This window comes from Chromobacterium sp. HL1 (assembly GCF_057418835.1).
This window is the reverse complement of sequence record NZ_CP162399.1, coordinates 607,399-623,225: the sequence shown is the minus strand read 5'-3', so window position 1 is coordinate 623,225 and position 15,827 is coordinate 607,399. Positions and strand designations below refer to the sequence as shown.

Sequence of the window (15,827 nt, the reverse complement as noted above, 5' to 3'; positions counted from 1 at the left end):
TTTCATGAAGCCATTCTTCAATCTGGGATGCGCATTGGTGGCCTGGACGGCGCTGGCCAGATTGGCGGCAGTCCGGCAGACCGACAGGGATTTATGGCGCCTGCCGATGGACGCTTTCCGACAAGGAGGGCATCCGCAGCAATTGACTTACCAGCAATCCCCCGCTGCGCTGAGCGGCTACCACGCGCTGATCGTGGAGCCTTTGCTGCTGTTGAACCGCCAGCAGGACGGCGGCTGGCAGCTGCTGCAAACCGCGGAACAGGAAAACGCCAACCAGATCATGCGCCGCCAGGTGGCCGCGCTGCTGCAGGCCTGGCCTATCGCGCTGACCGACGTGGCCACCGCCGGCGTGCTGCGCTTGCGCATCGCGGTGGCCGCGCGTCAGTCTCGGATTGCCCAGGACAGCCAGCCGCTGAACAGCAGCCACGTGGCGCTGCAACTGCCTTGCATGGCTTCCAATATAGAACCCTATCTGCAACTGGTGTCCTCGGTGTCCCAATTGGAAGACGCGCTGGGACGGGGCGTGGTCGCCGGCGGCGTCACCATGCAGTCGCAAGCCGAAGCCGCCTCCGGCGACGAAGACGACGGCTGGCGGCAGCTGCTGACCCAGGACTGGTCCCCGCTGCTGCGCCAACAACTGGCGCCGGCGACGCGGCGCGGCGCGGCCTCGACGACGCGATAAGCCGCATGAAGACAGTCCGCCCCGTCACAAAGTCGCAACAATATAGAGGGAACGCCGCTTGGCGGCCGCAGTCCATCTCCCACGCAATCTCCACTGAGCCCGCACGATGAAACCATTCTTTAAACTCGCCTGCGCGCTGATGGCTTCCGCCTTGCTGGCCAATATCGGCCACGCCGGGGAGCCGCCGGAGAATCTGGTCCTGCTGCCCAGCGAAGCTTTCCATCCCAACCCTGAGCATGCCGGCCAGGTGCTGTACCTGCAGCCCGGCGTCGATCTGAAACGCTATCACGGCATCCTGATCGAGCCGCTGATTTTCCTGGGCCGCCAAGCGGACGGCCAATGGCTGGCGACGGCGGCGGACGAGCACAACCGCCTAGACGCCTGCTACCGCAACAGCCTGGCCCGGGCGCTCTGCCGCGAGGGACTGCCGGTGGCCGCCGCGCCCGGTCCGGGCATCGCCCGGCTGCGCGTGGCGGTGGGCGACATGCTCAGAGAGCTGGCCGGCCCCAAGGAACGGCGCCCCGTGAAGACCGCCCTCAATCTGGCGCGCTTCGCCGACGACATCGATCCCTATCTGGCCCAGGTGTCCACTGTGGGCCAGCTGGAAGACTCCGAATCCGGGCTGCTGCTGGCCGGCGGCGTCAATCTGCTGGGCAAGGACATGGACCTCGCCAACGCGCAACCGTCCAATGCGGAATGGCTGCAACAGCGCGTCGACCTTTGGAGCAGCCACCACGCGCGGCAGATGGCCCAGCATCTGGCTGCGGCTACGTCGTTTGGGGAGTAGGCTAGCGCCCAGGCTGGCGGCATAATGGTCGCCTCATCTCTTGTCAGAAAGCCGACCATGCCGCGCAAACTACTGAGTTTCTTGCTGTTGTTGTCCCCGCTGTTCGCCGCCGCCGACACCGTCACCGTGGCGGTCGCCAGCAATTTCCAGCAAACGCTGGACAAGATCGCGGTGGAGTTCAAGGCCGCCAGCGGCCATGACATCAAGGCCAGCGGCGGCGCTTCCGGCAAGCTCACCGCGCAGATCCGCCAGGGCGCGCCCTTCGACGTGTTCCTGTCCGCCGACGACGAACGCCCGGCCGAGCTGCTGCGCGACAAGATAGGCAAACCCGACAGCCGCTTCACCTACGCCATCGGCAAGCTGGCGCTGTGGAGCAAACAGCGCGACGACGCCGGCGAAGCCGCGCTGCGCGGCGGCAACTTCAACAAGCTGGCCATCGCCAACCCGGCGGCCGCGCCCTATGGCCGCGCGGCGATGGAAACCCTGACCGCGCTCAAGCTCGTCGACGCGCTCAAGCCCAAGTTCGTCACCGGCGACAATATCAGCCAGACCATGCAGTTCGCCCAGGTCGGCGGCGCCGACTTCGCCTTCGTCGCTTACGCGCAGCTGCTGGAACAAGGCATCTCCGACCGCTACTGGCTGGTGCCGGCCAAGCTGCATCAGCCGATACGCCAGGACGCGCTGCTGGTGCGCGACACGCCGGCGGCCAGGGCCTTCCTCGCCTTCCTCAAGGGCGACAAGGCGCGCGCGCTGATCAAGAAAGCGGGCTACGACTTCGCGCAATGATGGCTTCCGAATGGGCGGCCATCGCGCTGACGCTGCGGCTGGCCGCCATCAGCACCCTGATCCTGCTCCTGCTGTGCGTGCCGCTGGGCTGGTGGCTGTCGCGCACGCGTTCGCGCCTCAAGCCGGTGATAGAGGCCGGCGCGACGCTGCCGCTGGTGCTGCCGCCCACGGTGCTGGGCTTCTATCTGCTGGTCGCCTTCGGCCCGCACGGCCCCATCGGCCAGCTGACCGCCTGGTTGGGCTGGCCCGGCCTCGCCTTCACCTTTCAAGGGCTGATCATCGCCTCGGTGCTGTACTCCTTGCCCTTTGTGCTGCAACCGCTGATCGTCAGCTTCAACGCGGTGCGGCGCGAGGAAATCGAAACCGCGATGGTATTGGGCGCCAACCGCTGGCAGCGGCTGACCCGCGTCATCCTGCCCAGCTGCCGCTCCGGCGTGCTGGCCGCCGCCAGCATGGGCTTCGCCCACACCGTGGGCGAATTCGGCGTGGTGCTGATGATAGGCGGCAATATCGAAGGGGAAACTCGGGTCATTTCCATCGCGCTGTACAACCACGTGGAACAGGCAGACTACGCCAGCGCCCACCGTCTGGGCCTGCTGCTGGTGCTGTTCGCCTTCTCCACCCTCGCCCTGGTCTACCGCCTCAACGCGCGCCAGCGCCGCTACGACTAAGACCCGCTCGCAAAATTCCGGACCAGCCTTGCGCCCGACGGGCGCTGCCTGCGTCGGCGCGCCTTGGCTCAGCCTCCCCGCGAGGTTCGCTTAGCGGTTCTTAAGAGGCCGCGAATCCGGCCGCGTTTACTGACAATGCTGACATCTATCGATGCAAACCGTTACATGACGTCAACAAAACGCAGTGTTCATGCGCTATAACTTGGAGTATCGTTTTTCTCGCCCGTCATGGGCCCGACAACCTGTGCTACCAAGGATGAATCATGCGCAAATACCTGATGATCGCTGTTCTGGCCCTGACTTCCGCCAACCTGGCGCTGGCTGACGCCGCCTGCGACGCCAAAGCCGCCGAGAAGAAACTGGCCGGCGCCGCCAAAAGCAGCTTCCTGAAGAAATGCGAGAAAGACAGCGCCGCGGCCAACGCCCAGAAAGCCTGCGACGTCAAAGCCGCCGACAAGAAACTCGCCGGCGCGGCCAAGGCCAGCTTCGTGAAGAAATGCGTGAAGGACGCGGCTCCGGCCAAGTAAGCCCCCTCCCCGGCGGCCTGTCCGCCGGGACAGCCCGCTCGCCGGCAAGTCCCTGATTTTTCGCCTACACTGAGATGTGGCAACAGGGATTCTGCGGGTGAGCCATGGCAAACAATATCCTTGGAAATTACAATCCGCTGTTATCGCTTTTCGGCAATAACAACCAACTCTTGAGCGGTTTATTGGGCTCCTCGCCCATTGTGCCGCTGATCCGGAGCAGCAACAGCTCGCCAAGCGCCGGCACCGATCCCAATGTGGTGCTGATTTCCGGGCTGGGCCAATTGCTGTCCAGCCTGAACATCTTCCAAGACAGCCTGCAACAGATCTATTCCCCGTACGCGGTCAACAACTCCATCAGCGGCAGCAGCAGCAATCCGTCGGTGGCCAGCGTCTCCACCGCCGCCGGCGCGCAAAACGGCAATTACAGCGTATCCGTCTCGCAACTGGCCCAGGCTCACAGCGCGGTCACCGCCTTCACGCTGCCGGACACCAGCAGCACCGCGGTGGGCAGCGGCAGCCTGACCATCAAGACCGGCAGCTACGCCTACACATCGTCCACCTCGGCCAGCAGCTTCACGCCCAGCGGCAGCTCGGCCACGCTCTCCATCAGCAACGGCACGCTGTCCAGCATCGCCACCGCCATCAACGGCTCCGGCGTCGGCATGGTGGCCAATATCGTGCAGAACGCCTCCGGCAATTATCAATTGCAGATCAGCGCCGCCCAGACCGGCGCCAGCAACAATTTCCAAATCCTGGTCAGCGACAACGACGGCAACAACACGGATCAGAACGGCTTGTCGCGCTTGGCTTTCGACCAGACCCAGGCGGTGGGCAGCGGGCAGAATCTGACCCAGACCCAGGCCGCGCAAAACGCCAACTACCTGATCAACGGCGCCTCCGGCTCCAACGCCGGCAATAGCGGCATCTCGCTGGGCGCCTCGGTATCCATGGACTTGCTGTCCACCGGCAGCACCAATATCTCGGTCAAGCTGGATCTGAACGGCCTCAACGGGCAGGCGCAATCGCTGGCCGACGCCTTCAACACCCTGCAAGGCAGCCTGAACGCGCTGCTGGTCAGCGGCGGCCTGCTCAGCCGCGACCCCATCGCCAAGCAATTGGCCAACAGCATGAACCAGCAGGCCGGCGCCAGTTACAGCAACGGCAGCTCGCTGCTGGTCAAGCTGAACCAGATCGGCCTCAATTTTCAATATCCGCAGCAGTTCGGCCAGATGGGCAGCCTCAGCCTGAGCAACAACAGCCTGCAAAGCGCTTACAGCGGCGACTCCCAGGGCGTGGCCAATCTGCTCTACACCGCCGCCCGGGCGCTGAACTGGCTGGCCAACAGCTACGCCTCCTATGGCAACGGCACCATTCCGCAAACCCTGACCGCCTTGCAGAAAATGCAATTCAGCCTGCAGCTGCGTCAGTCGGCCACCCCGACGTCCAACACCGTCCCCGCCAACCTCGCCTCCTTGACCGGCAACCAGTCCGGCACCATCCAGCTGAGCGCGCAGCAGATCAGCGCGCTATCGCTGTACGCGATGGTTTACTCTCTGGGCGCGCCCTATGCGGTCAATTCCCAGATTCTGAACAACGGCCTGGGCCTGTCCGGCAACGGCAACAGCGGCAACGGCATCTCCACTTATGCATGATTGATATTTGCTATTTGTTTTTCATCTAGCATTGCCTGCGCCGTATTGTCTCGTTAAAATTCATCGGATGATTGGATGAATAAGGAGGCCGCATGCTGGCGCTGCCCTATAAACGCTCGCTGGTCGACATCGCCGTGGAAAACATCGCCAAACGTCTGGCGGACGGCGACTGGCCGATAGGCGCTCGCATTCCCACCGAACCGGAACTGGCGGAGCAGCTGGGGGTCAGCCGCAACACGGTGCGCGAGGCGGTGCGGGTGCTGCTCTACGCCGGCCTGCTGGAGGTGCGCCAGGGCGACGGCAGCTATGTGCGCGCCACGGTCAACCCCGGCGAGGCGATGCGCGCCATCAGCCGCGCCAGCCTGCGCGAACACTTGGAAGTACGCTGCATGCTGGAGGAAAGCGCGGCGCGGCTGGCGGCCGGCCGCTGCCCGGAAGCGGATCTCAGCGCGATAGCGGACGCGCTGGCACGGCGCGGCGAACGCCTGCCGCAGGAGCCGCTGGAGGACTTCATCGAGCGGGATCTGGAATTTCATCTCGCCATCGCCAACGCCAGCGGCAACCAGGCTTTGGCCGAGCTCTACGCCTATTTTTCGCGCGCGGTGCGCCAGCACGTGCAGCAATCCATCCTGGACGAGGCCTTGCCGGACCCGGACCTCGCCGCCCACCAGGCCATTTACGAAGCCATACGCCAGCGCCGGCCGGACGAGGCGGCGCGCGCCGCCGCCGCCATCACCCGCCCCTTGCTGGAGGCGCTGGACCGCTTGCTGAATCGCTCCAACACGGATTAAGCCCGATTTGAGCCGGCCCCCAGGCGCGGGGAGCCGGCTCCGACAACAACAAAAGCGCAGAAGGAAAACCCATGTCCACACCCAAATCCATGCCGGATCATCTGCCGGTTGAAGACACGCTAATCGACGCCGAGATCGACGACGCCGGCGTGCAAAGCCAGCGCCCCGCGCTGCACCGTCCCTGGCTCTTGCTGCTGGGCCTGATCCTGGTCGGCGTCAATCTGCGGCCGGCGCTGTCCAGCCTGTCCCCGGTGCTGCACGACGTCGCCGCCAGCCGCGGGCTCAGCGGCCTGATGGCCGGCCTGCTCACCACGCTGCCGGTCGCTTGCCTAGGCATGTTCGGTCCGCTGGCGCCGCGGCTGGCCCGCCTCTGGGGCAGTGAAAAGACCATCGCGCTGATTCTGGTGACCCTGGCGCTGGGCATTTTGCTGCGCACCCAGTTCGGCCAATTCGGCCTGTTCGCCGGCTCGGCGCTGGCCGGCGCCAGCATAGGCATCATCGGCGTGCTGCTGCCCGGCATCGTCAAGCGCGACTTCCCCGCCCAGGTCAGCCTGATGACCGGCGTCTACACCATGGCGCTGTGCCTGGGCGCGGCGCTGGCCGCCGGCCTGACCGTGCCGGCGATGCGCTGGATGGGGAACAACTGGCAGGGCGCGCTGGCGATCTGGGCGAGCCCGGCGCTGCTGGCGCTGTTGGTGTGGTGGCCGCAGACGCGGAGCCGGCAGGCGTCCCACCACGGCCAATGGCTGGTGCGCGGCCTGCTGCGCGACCCTCTGGCCTGGCAGGTGACTTTGTTCATGGGCCTGCAGTCCTCGATGGCCTACATCGTGTTCGGCTGGCTGCCGTCCATTCTGATTGACCGCGGCGAGACCGCGCTGCACGCCGGCCTGCTGCTGTCCATCTCCATCATGGTGCAGGTGCTGTCCTCGCTGCTGGTGCCGGCCCTGGGACAGCGCTGCCGCGACCAGCGGCCGCCGATCGCCGCCACCGTGGCGCTGGTGATCAGCGGTCTGCTGGGCATGCTGTTCGCGCCGACCGACAGCCTGCTGTTCTGGGCGGTGCTGCTGGGCCTGGGCCAGGGCGGCCTGTTCAGCATGGCGCTGAGCCTGCTGGCGCTGCGCTCGCCGGACCCCCATGTCGCCGCCCATTTGTCCGGCATGGCTCAGGGCGTCGGCTACGCGCTGGCCTCGCTCGGCCCGCTCAGCGTGGGCCTGATCCGCGACCAGACCCACGCGCTGTGGCCGCTGGGCCTGTTGTTCTCGCTGATCTCCGCCGCCACCTTCGCCATGGGCATGCTGGCCGGGCGCAAACGTCTGGTGCAGGTGGAGTCGCGTCCGCTCTAAGAACCTGTTTACGATCTGCTACGCGTCGTGGAGCGTTACACGGTGAGTACGGCTTCAAAATGCTCATGTACCGTGTGTACACTCCGCTTTTTCAGCCGTTTTCGCCTTGTCTCGCCATTGCTCGCGAGATCGTAAACCGGTTCTAAGCCATCCGCGGACCAAACAAAACCCCGGGCTTGCCCGGGGTTTTGTTTGGAGGTGAAACGGCTCAGCCCTTGGGCCGGCCGACAATGCCGTAACGCCGCCACAAGTCCGGCAGGCTCTCCTTGCCCAGCGGGATGGCGCTCTTGCCCAAGGCCAGCCGGTCCGGCAGCGAGTCCATGTCGCCGTCCCAGCCCGGCGCCCCTTCTTCCAGCACCGCGGCCAGGTCGCGGTCGTCCACCGCCGCCAGCTCGCCGCCGATCTCGATCAGCAACATGCCCTCCGGCGTCAGCCAGGCGGAGCGCGCCGGCACGTCGTCGTCGTAGGGCAGCGTGCGCCAGCCCGACGGAGTGCGCCGCGCCACCAGCGGCGCGGCGTCCAGCGTCACATAGACTTTCTGCGGCCCGTTCTGCACATAACAGCGCCCCAGCCCGTCGCGGCTGTAATTGCGGCCGAAAAACTCCACCATCGCCTCGTGCTGCAGGCGTTCGTCCTTGATCCACCACTGGCCGCGCGCATCCAGCCGCAGCCAGCCGAACACGGCGGGCACGTTCGGCCACTTGGCCATTGCCGCCTGTACTATCGCATCCATCATGCGTCTCCTTGCGGGCTTGCTCCCGCTTGATTCTCAGCTTTGACCACTACACTCAGATCGCTCTCAACACCGCCATCGGCGACGTTCTGGTCACCCGCCCCACAAGCGGCCAACCGGCCACCACCACCACCAGCGCGCCGCTGGCGACGCCGGCGGGCAACAGCCACGGATTGAACACCAAGGGCAGATTGAACAATTTGACCGAAGCCAAAGCGCCGATGCCCATGGCGCCCAAGGCCGCCAATAAACCGGAAAACGCGCCCAACCAGGCCAGCTCCGCCAGCACCACGCTGCGCACCTGCCGCCGCGACGCCCCCAGCGCCCGCATCAGGCCGACATCGAACAGCCTCTCGTCGCGAGTGGCCGCCAGCGACGCCCACAACACCAGCACGCCGGCGGCCAGGGCCAGGCCGAACATGGCTTCGATGCCGCGCGACAGCTTGTCCATCATCGCCCTCACCTCGCTCAGGATCGCCCCGACGTCGATCACGGTCAGATTGGGAAACTCGCCCACCAGGCGGTTGACGAAGTCCTCGTCCGCCGCCTCCAGCCGGAAGCTGGTGATCCAGCTGGCCGGCTGCTGGCTGAACTGGCCCGGCGTGCCGATCACGAAGAAATTGACGCGGAAGCTGTCCCACGGCACCTCCCGCAAACTGCTCACCTTGGCGCGGTAAGCGGTGCCGGCCAGATCGAAGACCAGCGTGTCCCCCAGCTTGATGCCCAAGGTGGCGGCCAGCTCGCGCTCCACCGAGAACTGCGGCGGAATCCGTTTCTGAGGCTGCCACCACTGGCCCGCCGTCAGCTTGTTGCCCAGCGGCAACTCGTCGCGCCAGGACAGGTTGAACTCCCGCTCGGCCAGCCGACGCGCGCGTTCGTCCTCGTAAGCCGACGGCCGCACCGGATGCTCGTTGATCGCGATCAGCCGCGCCCGCACCATGGGCGCCAGCTCCGGCGCCGCGCGTCCCTCCACCGCGAAGGCGTTGCGCACGCCGTCGAGCTGGTGGCGCTGGATATTGATGACGAATTTATTCGGCGCGTCCGCCGGCACGCTGCGCTGCCAGGCGCCGATCAGGTCGTCGCGCACAATGGTCAGCGTCAGCAAGGCCATCAGGCCCACCGACAAGGACACGATCTGGATCACCGCCAGCCAGTGGCGGCGCGCGATATTGGCGATGCCGAAGCGCCAGCCCACCCGGCGTCCGCGCGGCAGCCGCCGCATCAGATAGACCACGCCCAGCGCCAGCGCGCCCACGGCGGCGAAGAAGCCCAGCATGCCGGCCAGCAGCCAGCCGGCCACCGCCAGATCGCCCACCTGCCAGGCGGCCAGGCCCAGCAAGGCCACCAGGGCCAGCAAGGGCGCCAGCACGCCCTGGCGAGTCGGCGTCAATTCATCGCGCAGCACCGCGGCCGGCGGCACGTCGCGTATGCCCATCAAGGGCGGCAGAGCCAGGCCGGCCAGCAACACCAGCGAGGCCAGCGGCCCCACCAGCCAGGTCAGCCAGCCCGGGTCCGGCAGTATTTCGCCGACATAGCCGCTGGCCAAGCGCATCAAGGCCAGCTGCACGCCGAAGCCGCCGGCGGTGCCCAAGGCGCCGGCCAGCAGGCCCAGCAAGAGGAACAGGCTGACGAACAGCCCCCACACCTCGCCCGCCGTCAGGCCCAGGCAGCGCAGCACCGCCACCTGCTGCCAATGGCGCGCCAGATAGCGGCGGACCACCAGCGCCACCGCCGACGCCGCCAGCGCCACGGTCAACATCGCGGTCAGGCCCAGGAAACGCCGCGCGCGCTCCAGCGCGGTGCGCACTTCCGGCCTCGCCTCCTCGACGTTTTCCAGCCGCGCGTCCTTGGGCTTGGCCTTGTCCAGCCATTGGCGGAAGTCGGCGATGCCGCGGTCGTCGCCGGCGAACATCAGCCGCCAGCGCGCGCGGCTGCCTTCCTGGATCAGGCCGGTGGCGGCCAGGTCGGCGCGGTTGAACATCAGCCGCGGCACGAAGTTGTACAGGTCCATCGCCCCGTCCGGCTCGCGGACGATTTCGCCGGCCAGCCGCAGTTGCACGCCGCCGACGCCCAGGGTGTCGCCCAGTTTCAGCTTCAAGCGCCGCATCAGACGGGCGTCGGCCCAGGCGGTGCCCGCGGCCGGCCGCAAGCTGCCGGTTTCCACGCGGCCGTCGGCCAGGCGCACGCTGACTTCGCCGCGCAAGGGGTAGTTGTCGCTGACCGATTTATACGTGGCCAAAGCCGCCTGGCCGCCGGAAAACACCATGGAGGGAAAGCTGATGTTGTCGGCCAGCCGCAGACCGCGCTTTTCCGCCTCGCGGCGGATGGGTTCCGGCGCCGGCTGATTGCCGTTGAGCACTAGGTCGGCGGCCAGCAACTGCGTGGCCTGGGTGGTCAGCGCGCGTTCCACGCGATCGGAGAAAAAGGCCACGCTGCTCATCGCCATCACCGCCACCACCAGGGCCAGGGCCAGGATGGTCAGTTCGCCGGACACCAGTTCGCGGCGGATGAAGCGCAACACCAGGGTCAAGCGGCCGGCCAGAGTCATGAGCGCGCCCCGTTGAGCTTGCCTTCCACCAGCCGGTAGATGGCGTCGCAGCGGCTGGCCAGCTCGGTGTCGTGGGTGACCAGCACCAGGGCGGTGCCCTGTTCGGCGTTGAGCTGGAACAGCAGATCGATGATCTGGCGGCCGCTGTGCGGGTCCAGATTGCCGGTGGGTTCGTCGGCGAACAAGAGGCCGGGATGAATGACGAAGGCGCGCGCCAAGGCCACCCGCTGCTGCTCGCCGCCGGACAGATGGCGAGGATAATGGCCCAGCCTGTGGCTGAGGCCGACGCGGTCCAGCATCTGCCGAGCCGCTTCGCGCGCGTCGGCGCGGCCGGCCAGCTCCAGCGGCAGCATCACGTTTTCCAGCGCGGTCAGTTGCGGCATCAGCTGGAAATTCTGGAACACGAACCCCACCTTGTCTCTGCGCAGCAGCGCGCGCGCGTCTTCGCTCAAGCCGGACAGCGCCTGGCCGAACAAGGACACCTCGCCGCCGGACGGATGATCCAGCCCCGCCAACAGGGACAACAAGGTAGACTTGCCGGAGCCGGAAGCGCCGACGATGGCCACGCTCTCGCCCGGATACAGGGTCAGCGTGGCGCTGCGCAGGATGTTCAGCGGCTCGCCGTGGAAATGCACCTGCTTGGCCAGCTCGCTGGCCGCCAACACCGCCTGGGTTTCAATTGGATTCATTTATGCGCTCGATACTAAGCAAAGTTCTACTTTCCGCCGGCCTGTGCCTGCTGATGCTGCCGGCGTCCGCCGCGACGATACTGGTCTTCGGCGACAGCCTGTCAGCCGGTTACGGCCTCTCTCCCGGCCAGGGCTGGGTCAGCCTGCTCGCCAAGGAGATGGGGGCGAAGCACCGCATCGTCAATGCCAGCATTTCCGGCGAAACCACCGCCGGCGGCCTGGCCCGCCTGCCGGACGCGCTGGCGCGCCATCGCCCGGACATCGTGGTGCTGGAATTGGGCGCCAACGACGGCCTGCGCGGCCTGCCGCTGGAGCAAATGCGCGGCAACCTGTCCAAGATGATCGCCTTGGCCAAACAAAGCAAGGCCAAGGTGGTGCTGGTGGGCATGGCTCTGCCCCCGAACTATGGCCCGCAATACGGCGCCGAGTTCCGCAAAGCCTACGCCGACCTGGCCAGACGCGAGCGCCTGTCCTTCGTTCCGCTGCTGGTGGCCGGATTCGAGGCCGATCTGTCCAAGTTCCAGCCGGATGGCTTGCACCCGGCCGCCGCCGCCCAGCCCGCGATGATGCGCACGGTCAAGGCCAAGCTGCCGCTGAGCTGAAAAGCCACGGCGTCCCGGGCGGACGGATATTCATGGTGTTGACTTTCTTCGTTGCAACGCAGCAAGATAAGTCAAAAGCATAATCATATCCTGGATTCTTATGAGCCGCCCGCCCCCCTCCCCCTGGCTGAAACGCCTGCTGTCCCCCTATCGCGGCCTGCCCGCCACGGTCTACATCCAGGTGCTGTGCAGCCTGATCAACAATATCGGCGGCATTTCCAAACTATTCCTACCGCTCTATCTGCGCGAGAGCTACCAGCTGGGCTATGCGCAGATCGGCCTGACCATGGCGGCCTACGGCGCCGGCGCGCTGCTCGGTTCCCTCAACGGCGGCTCGCTGTCCGACCGCTTCGACGGCCGCAAGCTGGCCACGCTGTTCCTGTCCGTTTCCGGCCTGTGCCTGCTGTTGCTGGCGCTCGCCATCCCGCTATGGCTGTTCGCGCCGGTCTTGCTGGTCTCCGGTTTCGCCGACGGCGCTTTCCGGCCGGTCAATCTGCGCCTGGCGCTGGAGCCCTGTCTGCCGCGGCAGCGCGCGGTGGCCCAGGGCATGTTGCGGGTGGCCTTCAACCTGGGCGTCGCCGGCGCCGGTTTGCTCAGCGGCTCGCTGGCCGCCATCGGCTATGGCTGGGTTTACGCCGCCAACGCCGCCGCCACGCTGAGCGCGGCGCTATGGCTGGCCTGGGCCTACCGCCGCGCCGGCGCGGCCCACGCAGAGCCGCCGCGGGCCGGCGAAGACGCCGGCGGCCGCCAAGGCCCCTGGCGCGACGCGCCCTTTCTGCGCATGTTGCTGGGCATGGTGCTGATGACCGCGGTATTCGACCAGATCTATGTGACGCTGGGACTGTTCCTGCGCGAGCATTACCAGCTGGGGCCGCAATGGGTGGGTTATCTGTTCACGCTGAACGGCCTGATGGTGGTGGCGCTGCAGATCGCCATCAGCCGCCGCATCCTGGATTGGGGCCTGCTGGCCAGCACTCAAGCCGGGGTGCTGTTGACCGGTTTCGCCTTCCTGTGGCTGACCCTGGGCCAGGGTCCGCTGTGGGCGGTACTGATGATGGCGACGCTGACGCTGGGCGAACTGCTGGTGTCGCCCTGCTACGCCATGCTGGTGATGCACCGCTCGGAAGGCCGGCTTCGCGGCCGCTATCTGGGGCTGTACAACGCGGTGTGGCAGGGCCGCACCCTGTTCGCCCCGGCGCTGGGCACCTGGCTGTACGGCGCCGTGGGCGGCATTGTGCTATGGTGGCTGTGCGCCGCCGCCGTCTGTCTGTCGGCGCTGATCCAGCAGCCGGCGCTGCGCGCCATGCTCGCTAATGAGCCCGAGCCGGCGCCCCCAAACCCGTACAAGCTCTCGCAAGCCCGCGCGAGACAAGGCGGAAACAGCTGAAGAAACGGCATGCACAGGCGGCGCGCGAGCCGGCCGGAGCGGCGCTCACGAAACGCTGCGGGCCTTGATCAGCGGCTCAGCCGGCCTGGCCCCGCTCCGGCTCCGCGTTCCACAGGCATACCCGGTTGCGGCCGGACGCCTTGGCGCGGTACAAGGCGGCGTCCGCCTGCAACAAGGCCTGCTGGCTGCCGTTCAGCGGCGGCTGGCCCGCCACGCCGATGGACACCGTCTGCGCATAGCCCTCCGGCAAGCCGTCCAACTGGGCCTGCGCCAGGCGCAGCCTGACCGCCTCCATTCTTTCCGCCAAGCCCTCCGGCGCCAAGCCCGGCGCCAACACCACGAACTCCTCGCCGCCATAGCGCGCCAGCGTCATCCAGGCCTCCAGACAGGAGGCGATATGCTTGGCCGCCTGCTGCAGCACCTGATCGCCCACCAAGTGGCCGAAACGGTCGTTCACCTGCTTGAACTCGTCCAGATCCAGCATCGCCAGGCTCCAGGGGCCCGCGTCGGACTGATCCAGCTCTGCCATGCGGCAGCGCAAGGCCCGCTGGTTCAAACAGCCGGTCAGCACGTCGGAGTCCGCCAGCAGATGCATCTGCTCCGCCGCCTGCTGCAGCATCTGTCTGCGCTGTTCCAGCAGTTCCCGCTTGGCCGCGCTTTCCGCGTACAGATCTTGCAGCCGGCGCAGCACCACCGCATTGCGCTCGCGCAGCCTCACGGTGTCGCGCAGCAGGGGGTTGAAGCTGGACAGGAACTCCCATTGCACCAGGATGAAGATCACCGCGCCCACCAGCAAGGCGCTGTACAGCAAGGTGCCCTCGCAATGGAAGCGGTAGAGCGGATACACCCAGTAGCCGACGAAGAAGGTCAGGTGCAGATCGCGGCACGGCGCCAGCAGCAGGCATACCGCGGCGAAGCCGCCGGCCAGCCACAGCACGACCACGATGCGGTAGGGCCCTTCCTCCTGCGGAAACATGAACCACATCATCATGCTCCACACCAAGGCGCTGAACAGCATCAGTTGCCGCAGCGCCTGGTAATGCCGGAACACCTGGTCCTGGGTATGCGCGTAACGGCGAAAGCGGTAGACCAGGCGCGCGAACAGCAGCTGCATCAGCAGGAACATGCCCACCCAGCACAGGATGCGCCAGCCGGGCGCGTGCCCGTACATCAGCACGCCAAACAGGGGAATGGCGATGAAGGACTGCAGGATAGAGAGCTGAAGCATGGAGACGAACTGGCGCACCAGCTCCGCCTCCAGCTGCGGGTGCGCGGCCTGCCAGGGAAACGGCATCAGAATGCCCAGTCTTCGCCTCACGCCCCGGCCTCTCTCGCCAGGCAGACGCGGTCCCGCCCTTGCGCCTTGGCCTGGTACAAGGCCTTGTCCGCCTGTTGCAGCAAGCCCAGCGGGTCCACGCCCGGCCGCCAGGCGGCCACGCCGCAGGACAAGGTCACCGGCAAGTCGCCGGTCCAGCGCCGCCAGTCCCAGCCGCCCACCTTGTCGCGCAGCGTTTCCATGCGTCGGCTCAATTCGGCGCCGCTGCAGGCCGGCGCCAGCAGCAGGAACTCCTCGCCGCCGTAACGGCCGAACAGCTCGCCGTCCGCCAGGGCCTGCTGCGCCAGCTCGCACAGCTGCTGCAACACTTCGTCGCCGCGCGCATGGCCGCAGCTGTCGTTGATGCGCTTGAAATGGTCCAGGTCGATGATGGCGATGGCGAAAGGCGCGCCCTGGGTTTCCGAAAGCTCCAACAGGCGCTCCATTTCCCGCATCAGGGTTCGCATGTTCAGCACCCCGGTCAAGGGATCGCGCGAGGCCAGTTCGCTGATGCGCTCCACGGCGCCGTCCAGTTCTATGTTTTGCCGCTCCAGTATCGCGTTGTAGCTGTCCAGCTGCGTCTGCTCCAGCGTCAACTCGCGCATCAGGCTGGCGTTTTCGGCGCGCTGCCCCATGGATTCCAGCGCGAAGCGATGCAATAAGGCGGTGAACAGCGTCAGCGACAGGCAATAGATGATGCCGGAAGCGCCCACCCAGCGCAGCACCGCCTCCGGCGAGAGAAACATGCGCAGCAGCAGCAGGCCCCAGAGCGGGCCGACGAAGCCGTAAAACAGCTCCCGGCGCGCGGACAGCATCGCGCCTTGCACCGCGCTGACCGCGATGCCCCACAGCACCACGATCAGGCTGTAAGTCAGATCGTCGCCGGGCATCAGAATCCAGGCGGCCAGGCCCCAGCCCGCGCCCGCGGCGACGATCTGCGCCGAAAAACGCCTATGCAAGGCGGCGATCTGCCAGGCGTCGTGCTCGGGGCAGCGGCAGGCGCGCCACGTGGTGCCCCACAGGCTTAGCAGCAGCAGGCTGAAAAGCAATAGCCACAGCAAGGCGGCCACAAGCGGCGCCCGCCCCCATTCCAGACCGGTCAGCAGGGCCGCGCCCAATAAGGCGTGCGGCACGGACAGGTGGGTGGAGCGCATCGCATGCAGCATGGTGAAGCTGTCCAGCTGGCTGATCGGCAAAGACATGGCTTGGGCCTGTCCTATTTTGGAAACTTATTGTTAGTTATAGCGAGCAATGCGCCAAACCGGCCAAGGCCGCGCAAGAAAAAGCCCCGCGGGCCAAGGCGCGCGGGGCAGG

15 protein-coding genes are annotated in these 15,827 nt (G+C 66.7%); 10 read left to right on the top strand and 5 right to left on the bottom strand.

What is annotated here, in order from left to right:
- Positions 1-4: 4 nt before the first annotated feature.
- The 8 genes from AB1Z25_RS02785 (at position 5) to AB1Z25_RS02750 (ending at position 7,239) form a co-directional block, all read left to right on the top strand.
- Positions 5-682, top strand: a complete 678-nt coding sequence (locus tag AB1Z25_RS02785) for a DUF3313 family protein (RefSeq protein WP_227106874.1) — start codon at positions 5-7, stop codon at positions 680-682.
- Between the two features lie 106 nt (positions 683-788).
- Complete coding sequence (locus tag AB1Z25_RS02780; RefSeq protein WP_107798114.1) at positions 789-1,469, top strand: DUF3313 family protein; 681 nt, start codon at positions 789-791, stop codon at positions 1,467-1,469.
- 57 nt (positions 1,470-1,526) lie between these two features.
- A complete protein-coding gene (gene modA / locus AB1Z25_RS02775; RefSeq protein WP_107798113.1) occupies positions 1,527-2,255 on the top strand; it encodes a molybdate ABC transporter substrate-binding protein in 729 nt (242 codons plus the stop codon).
- A complete protein-coding gene (modB, locus tag AB1Z25_RS02770; protein WP_107798112.1) occupies positions 2,252-2,926 on the top strand; it encodes a molybdate ABC transporter permease subunit in 675 nt (224 codons plus the stop codon). Before modA ends, modB begins: the two co-directional genes overlap by 4 nt.
- 263 nt (positions 2,927-3,189) lie before the next feature.
- Positions 3,190-3,453, top strand: a complete 264-nt coding sequence (locus AB1Z25_RS02765; RefSeq protein WP_107798111.1) for a hypothetical protein — start codon at positions 3,190-3,192, stop codon at positions 3,451-3,453.
- 170 nt (positions 3,454-3,623) lie between these two features.
- On the top strand, positions 3,624-5,105 hold the full coding sequence (gene fliD, locus AB1Z25_RS02760; protein ID WP_158274223.1) for a flagellar filament capping protein FliD: 1,482 nt from the start codon (positions 3,624-3,626) through the stop codon (positions 5,103-5,105).
- Between the two features lie 92 nt (positions 5,106-5,197).
- Positions 5,198-5,896, top strand: a complete 699-nt coding sequence (locus AB1Z25_RS02755; RefSeq protein WP_253313789.1) for a FadR/GntR family transcriptional regulator — start codon at positions 5,198-5,200, stop codon at positions 5,894-5,896.
- A gap of 71 nt (positions 5,897-5,967) precedes the next feature.
- Positions 5,968-7,239: a CynX/NimT family MFS transporter gene (locus AB1Z25_RS02750; protein ID WP_486636528.1), complete on the top strand. Its 1,272-nt coding sequence runs from the start codon at positions 5,968-5,970 to the stop codon at positions 7,237-7,239.
- Positions 7,240-7,447: 208 nt separating this feature from the next.
- Here the strand turns inward: AB1Z25_RS02750 and AB1Z25_RS02745 are convergent, their stop codons facing one another.
- From AB1Z25_RS02745 to AB1Z25_RS02735, 3 genes are read right to left on the bottom strand one after another with little or no spacing between them, the layout of a single operon-like run.
- Positions 7,448-7,972 (bottom strand): DUF2946 family protein, encoded by a 525-nt coding sequence (locus AB1Z25_RS02745; RefSeq protein ID WP_227106865.1) that lies wholly within the window; start codon positions 7,970-7,972, stop codon positions 7,448-7,450.
- Positions 7,973-8,027: 55 nt separating this feature from the next.
- Positions 8,028-10,520: an ABC transporter permease gene (locus tag AB1Z25_RS02740; RefSeq protein WP_486636527.1), complete on the bottom strand. Its 2,493-nt coding sequence runs from the start codon at positions 10,518-10,520 to the stop codon at positions 8,028-8,030.
- Positions 10,517-11,209, bottom strand: coding sequence for an ABC transporter ATP-binding protein (locus tag AB1Z25_RS02735; protein WP_048414370.1), 693 nt, complete (start codon positions 11,207-11,209; stop codon positions 10,517-10,519). Before AB1Z25_RS02735 ends, AB1Z25_RS02740 begins: the two co-directional genes overlap by 4 nt.
- 2 nt (positions 11,210-11,211) lie before the next feature.
- Between AB1Z25_RS02735 and AB1Z25_RS02730 the strand changes: the two genes are divergently transcribed.
- Both AB1Z25_RS02730 and AB1Z25_RS02725 read left to right on the top strand, forming a co-directional pair.
- Positions 11,212-11,811 carry an arylesterase gene (locus AB1Z25_RS02730; protein ID WP_227106861.1) on the top strand — a complete coding sequence of 200 codons (600 nt, stop codon included), beginning with the start codon at positions 11,212-11,214 and terminating at the stop codon, positions 11,809-11,811.
- A gap of 100 nt (positions 11,812-11,911) precedes the next feature.
- The gene (locus AB1Z25_RS02725; protein WP_486636526.1) at positions 11,912-13,198 is read left to right on the top strand and encodes an MFS transporter; all 1,287 of its coding nucleotides are present in this window, start codon (positions 11,912-11,914) and stop codon (positions 13,196-13,198) included.
- A gap of 76 nt (positions 13,199-13,274) precedes the next feature.
- Here AB1Z25_RS02725 and AB1Z25_RS02720 read toward each other — a convergent pair whose 3' ends face one another.
- The gene (locus tag AB1Z25_RS02720; protein WP_146176562.1) at positions 13,275-14,516 is read right to left on the bottom strand and encodes a GGDEF domain-containing protein; all 1,242 of its coding nucleotides are present in this window, start codon (positions 14,514-14,516) and stop codon (positions 13,275-13,277) included.
- Positions 14,513-15,715: a GGDEF domain-containing protein gene (locus AB1Z25_RS02715; protein ID WP_107798103.1), complete on the bottom strand. Its 1,203-nt coding sequence runs from the start codon at positions 15,713-15,715 to the stop codon at positions 14,513-14,515. The genes AB1Z25_RS02720 and AB1Z25_RS02715 overlap by 4 nt, the downstream gene beginning before the upstream one ends.
- Between the last annotated feature and the right edge of the window lie 112 nt (positions 15,716-15,827).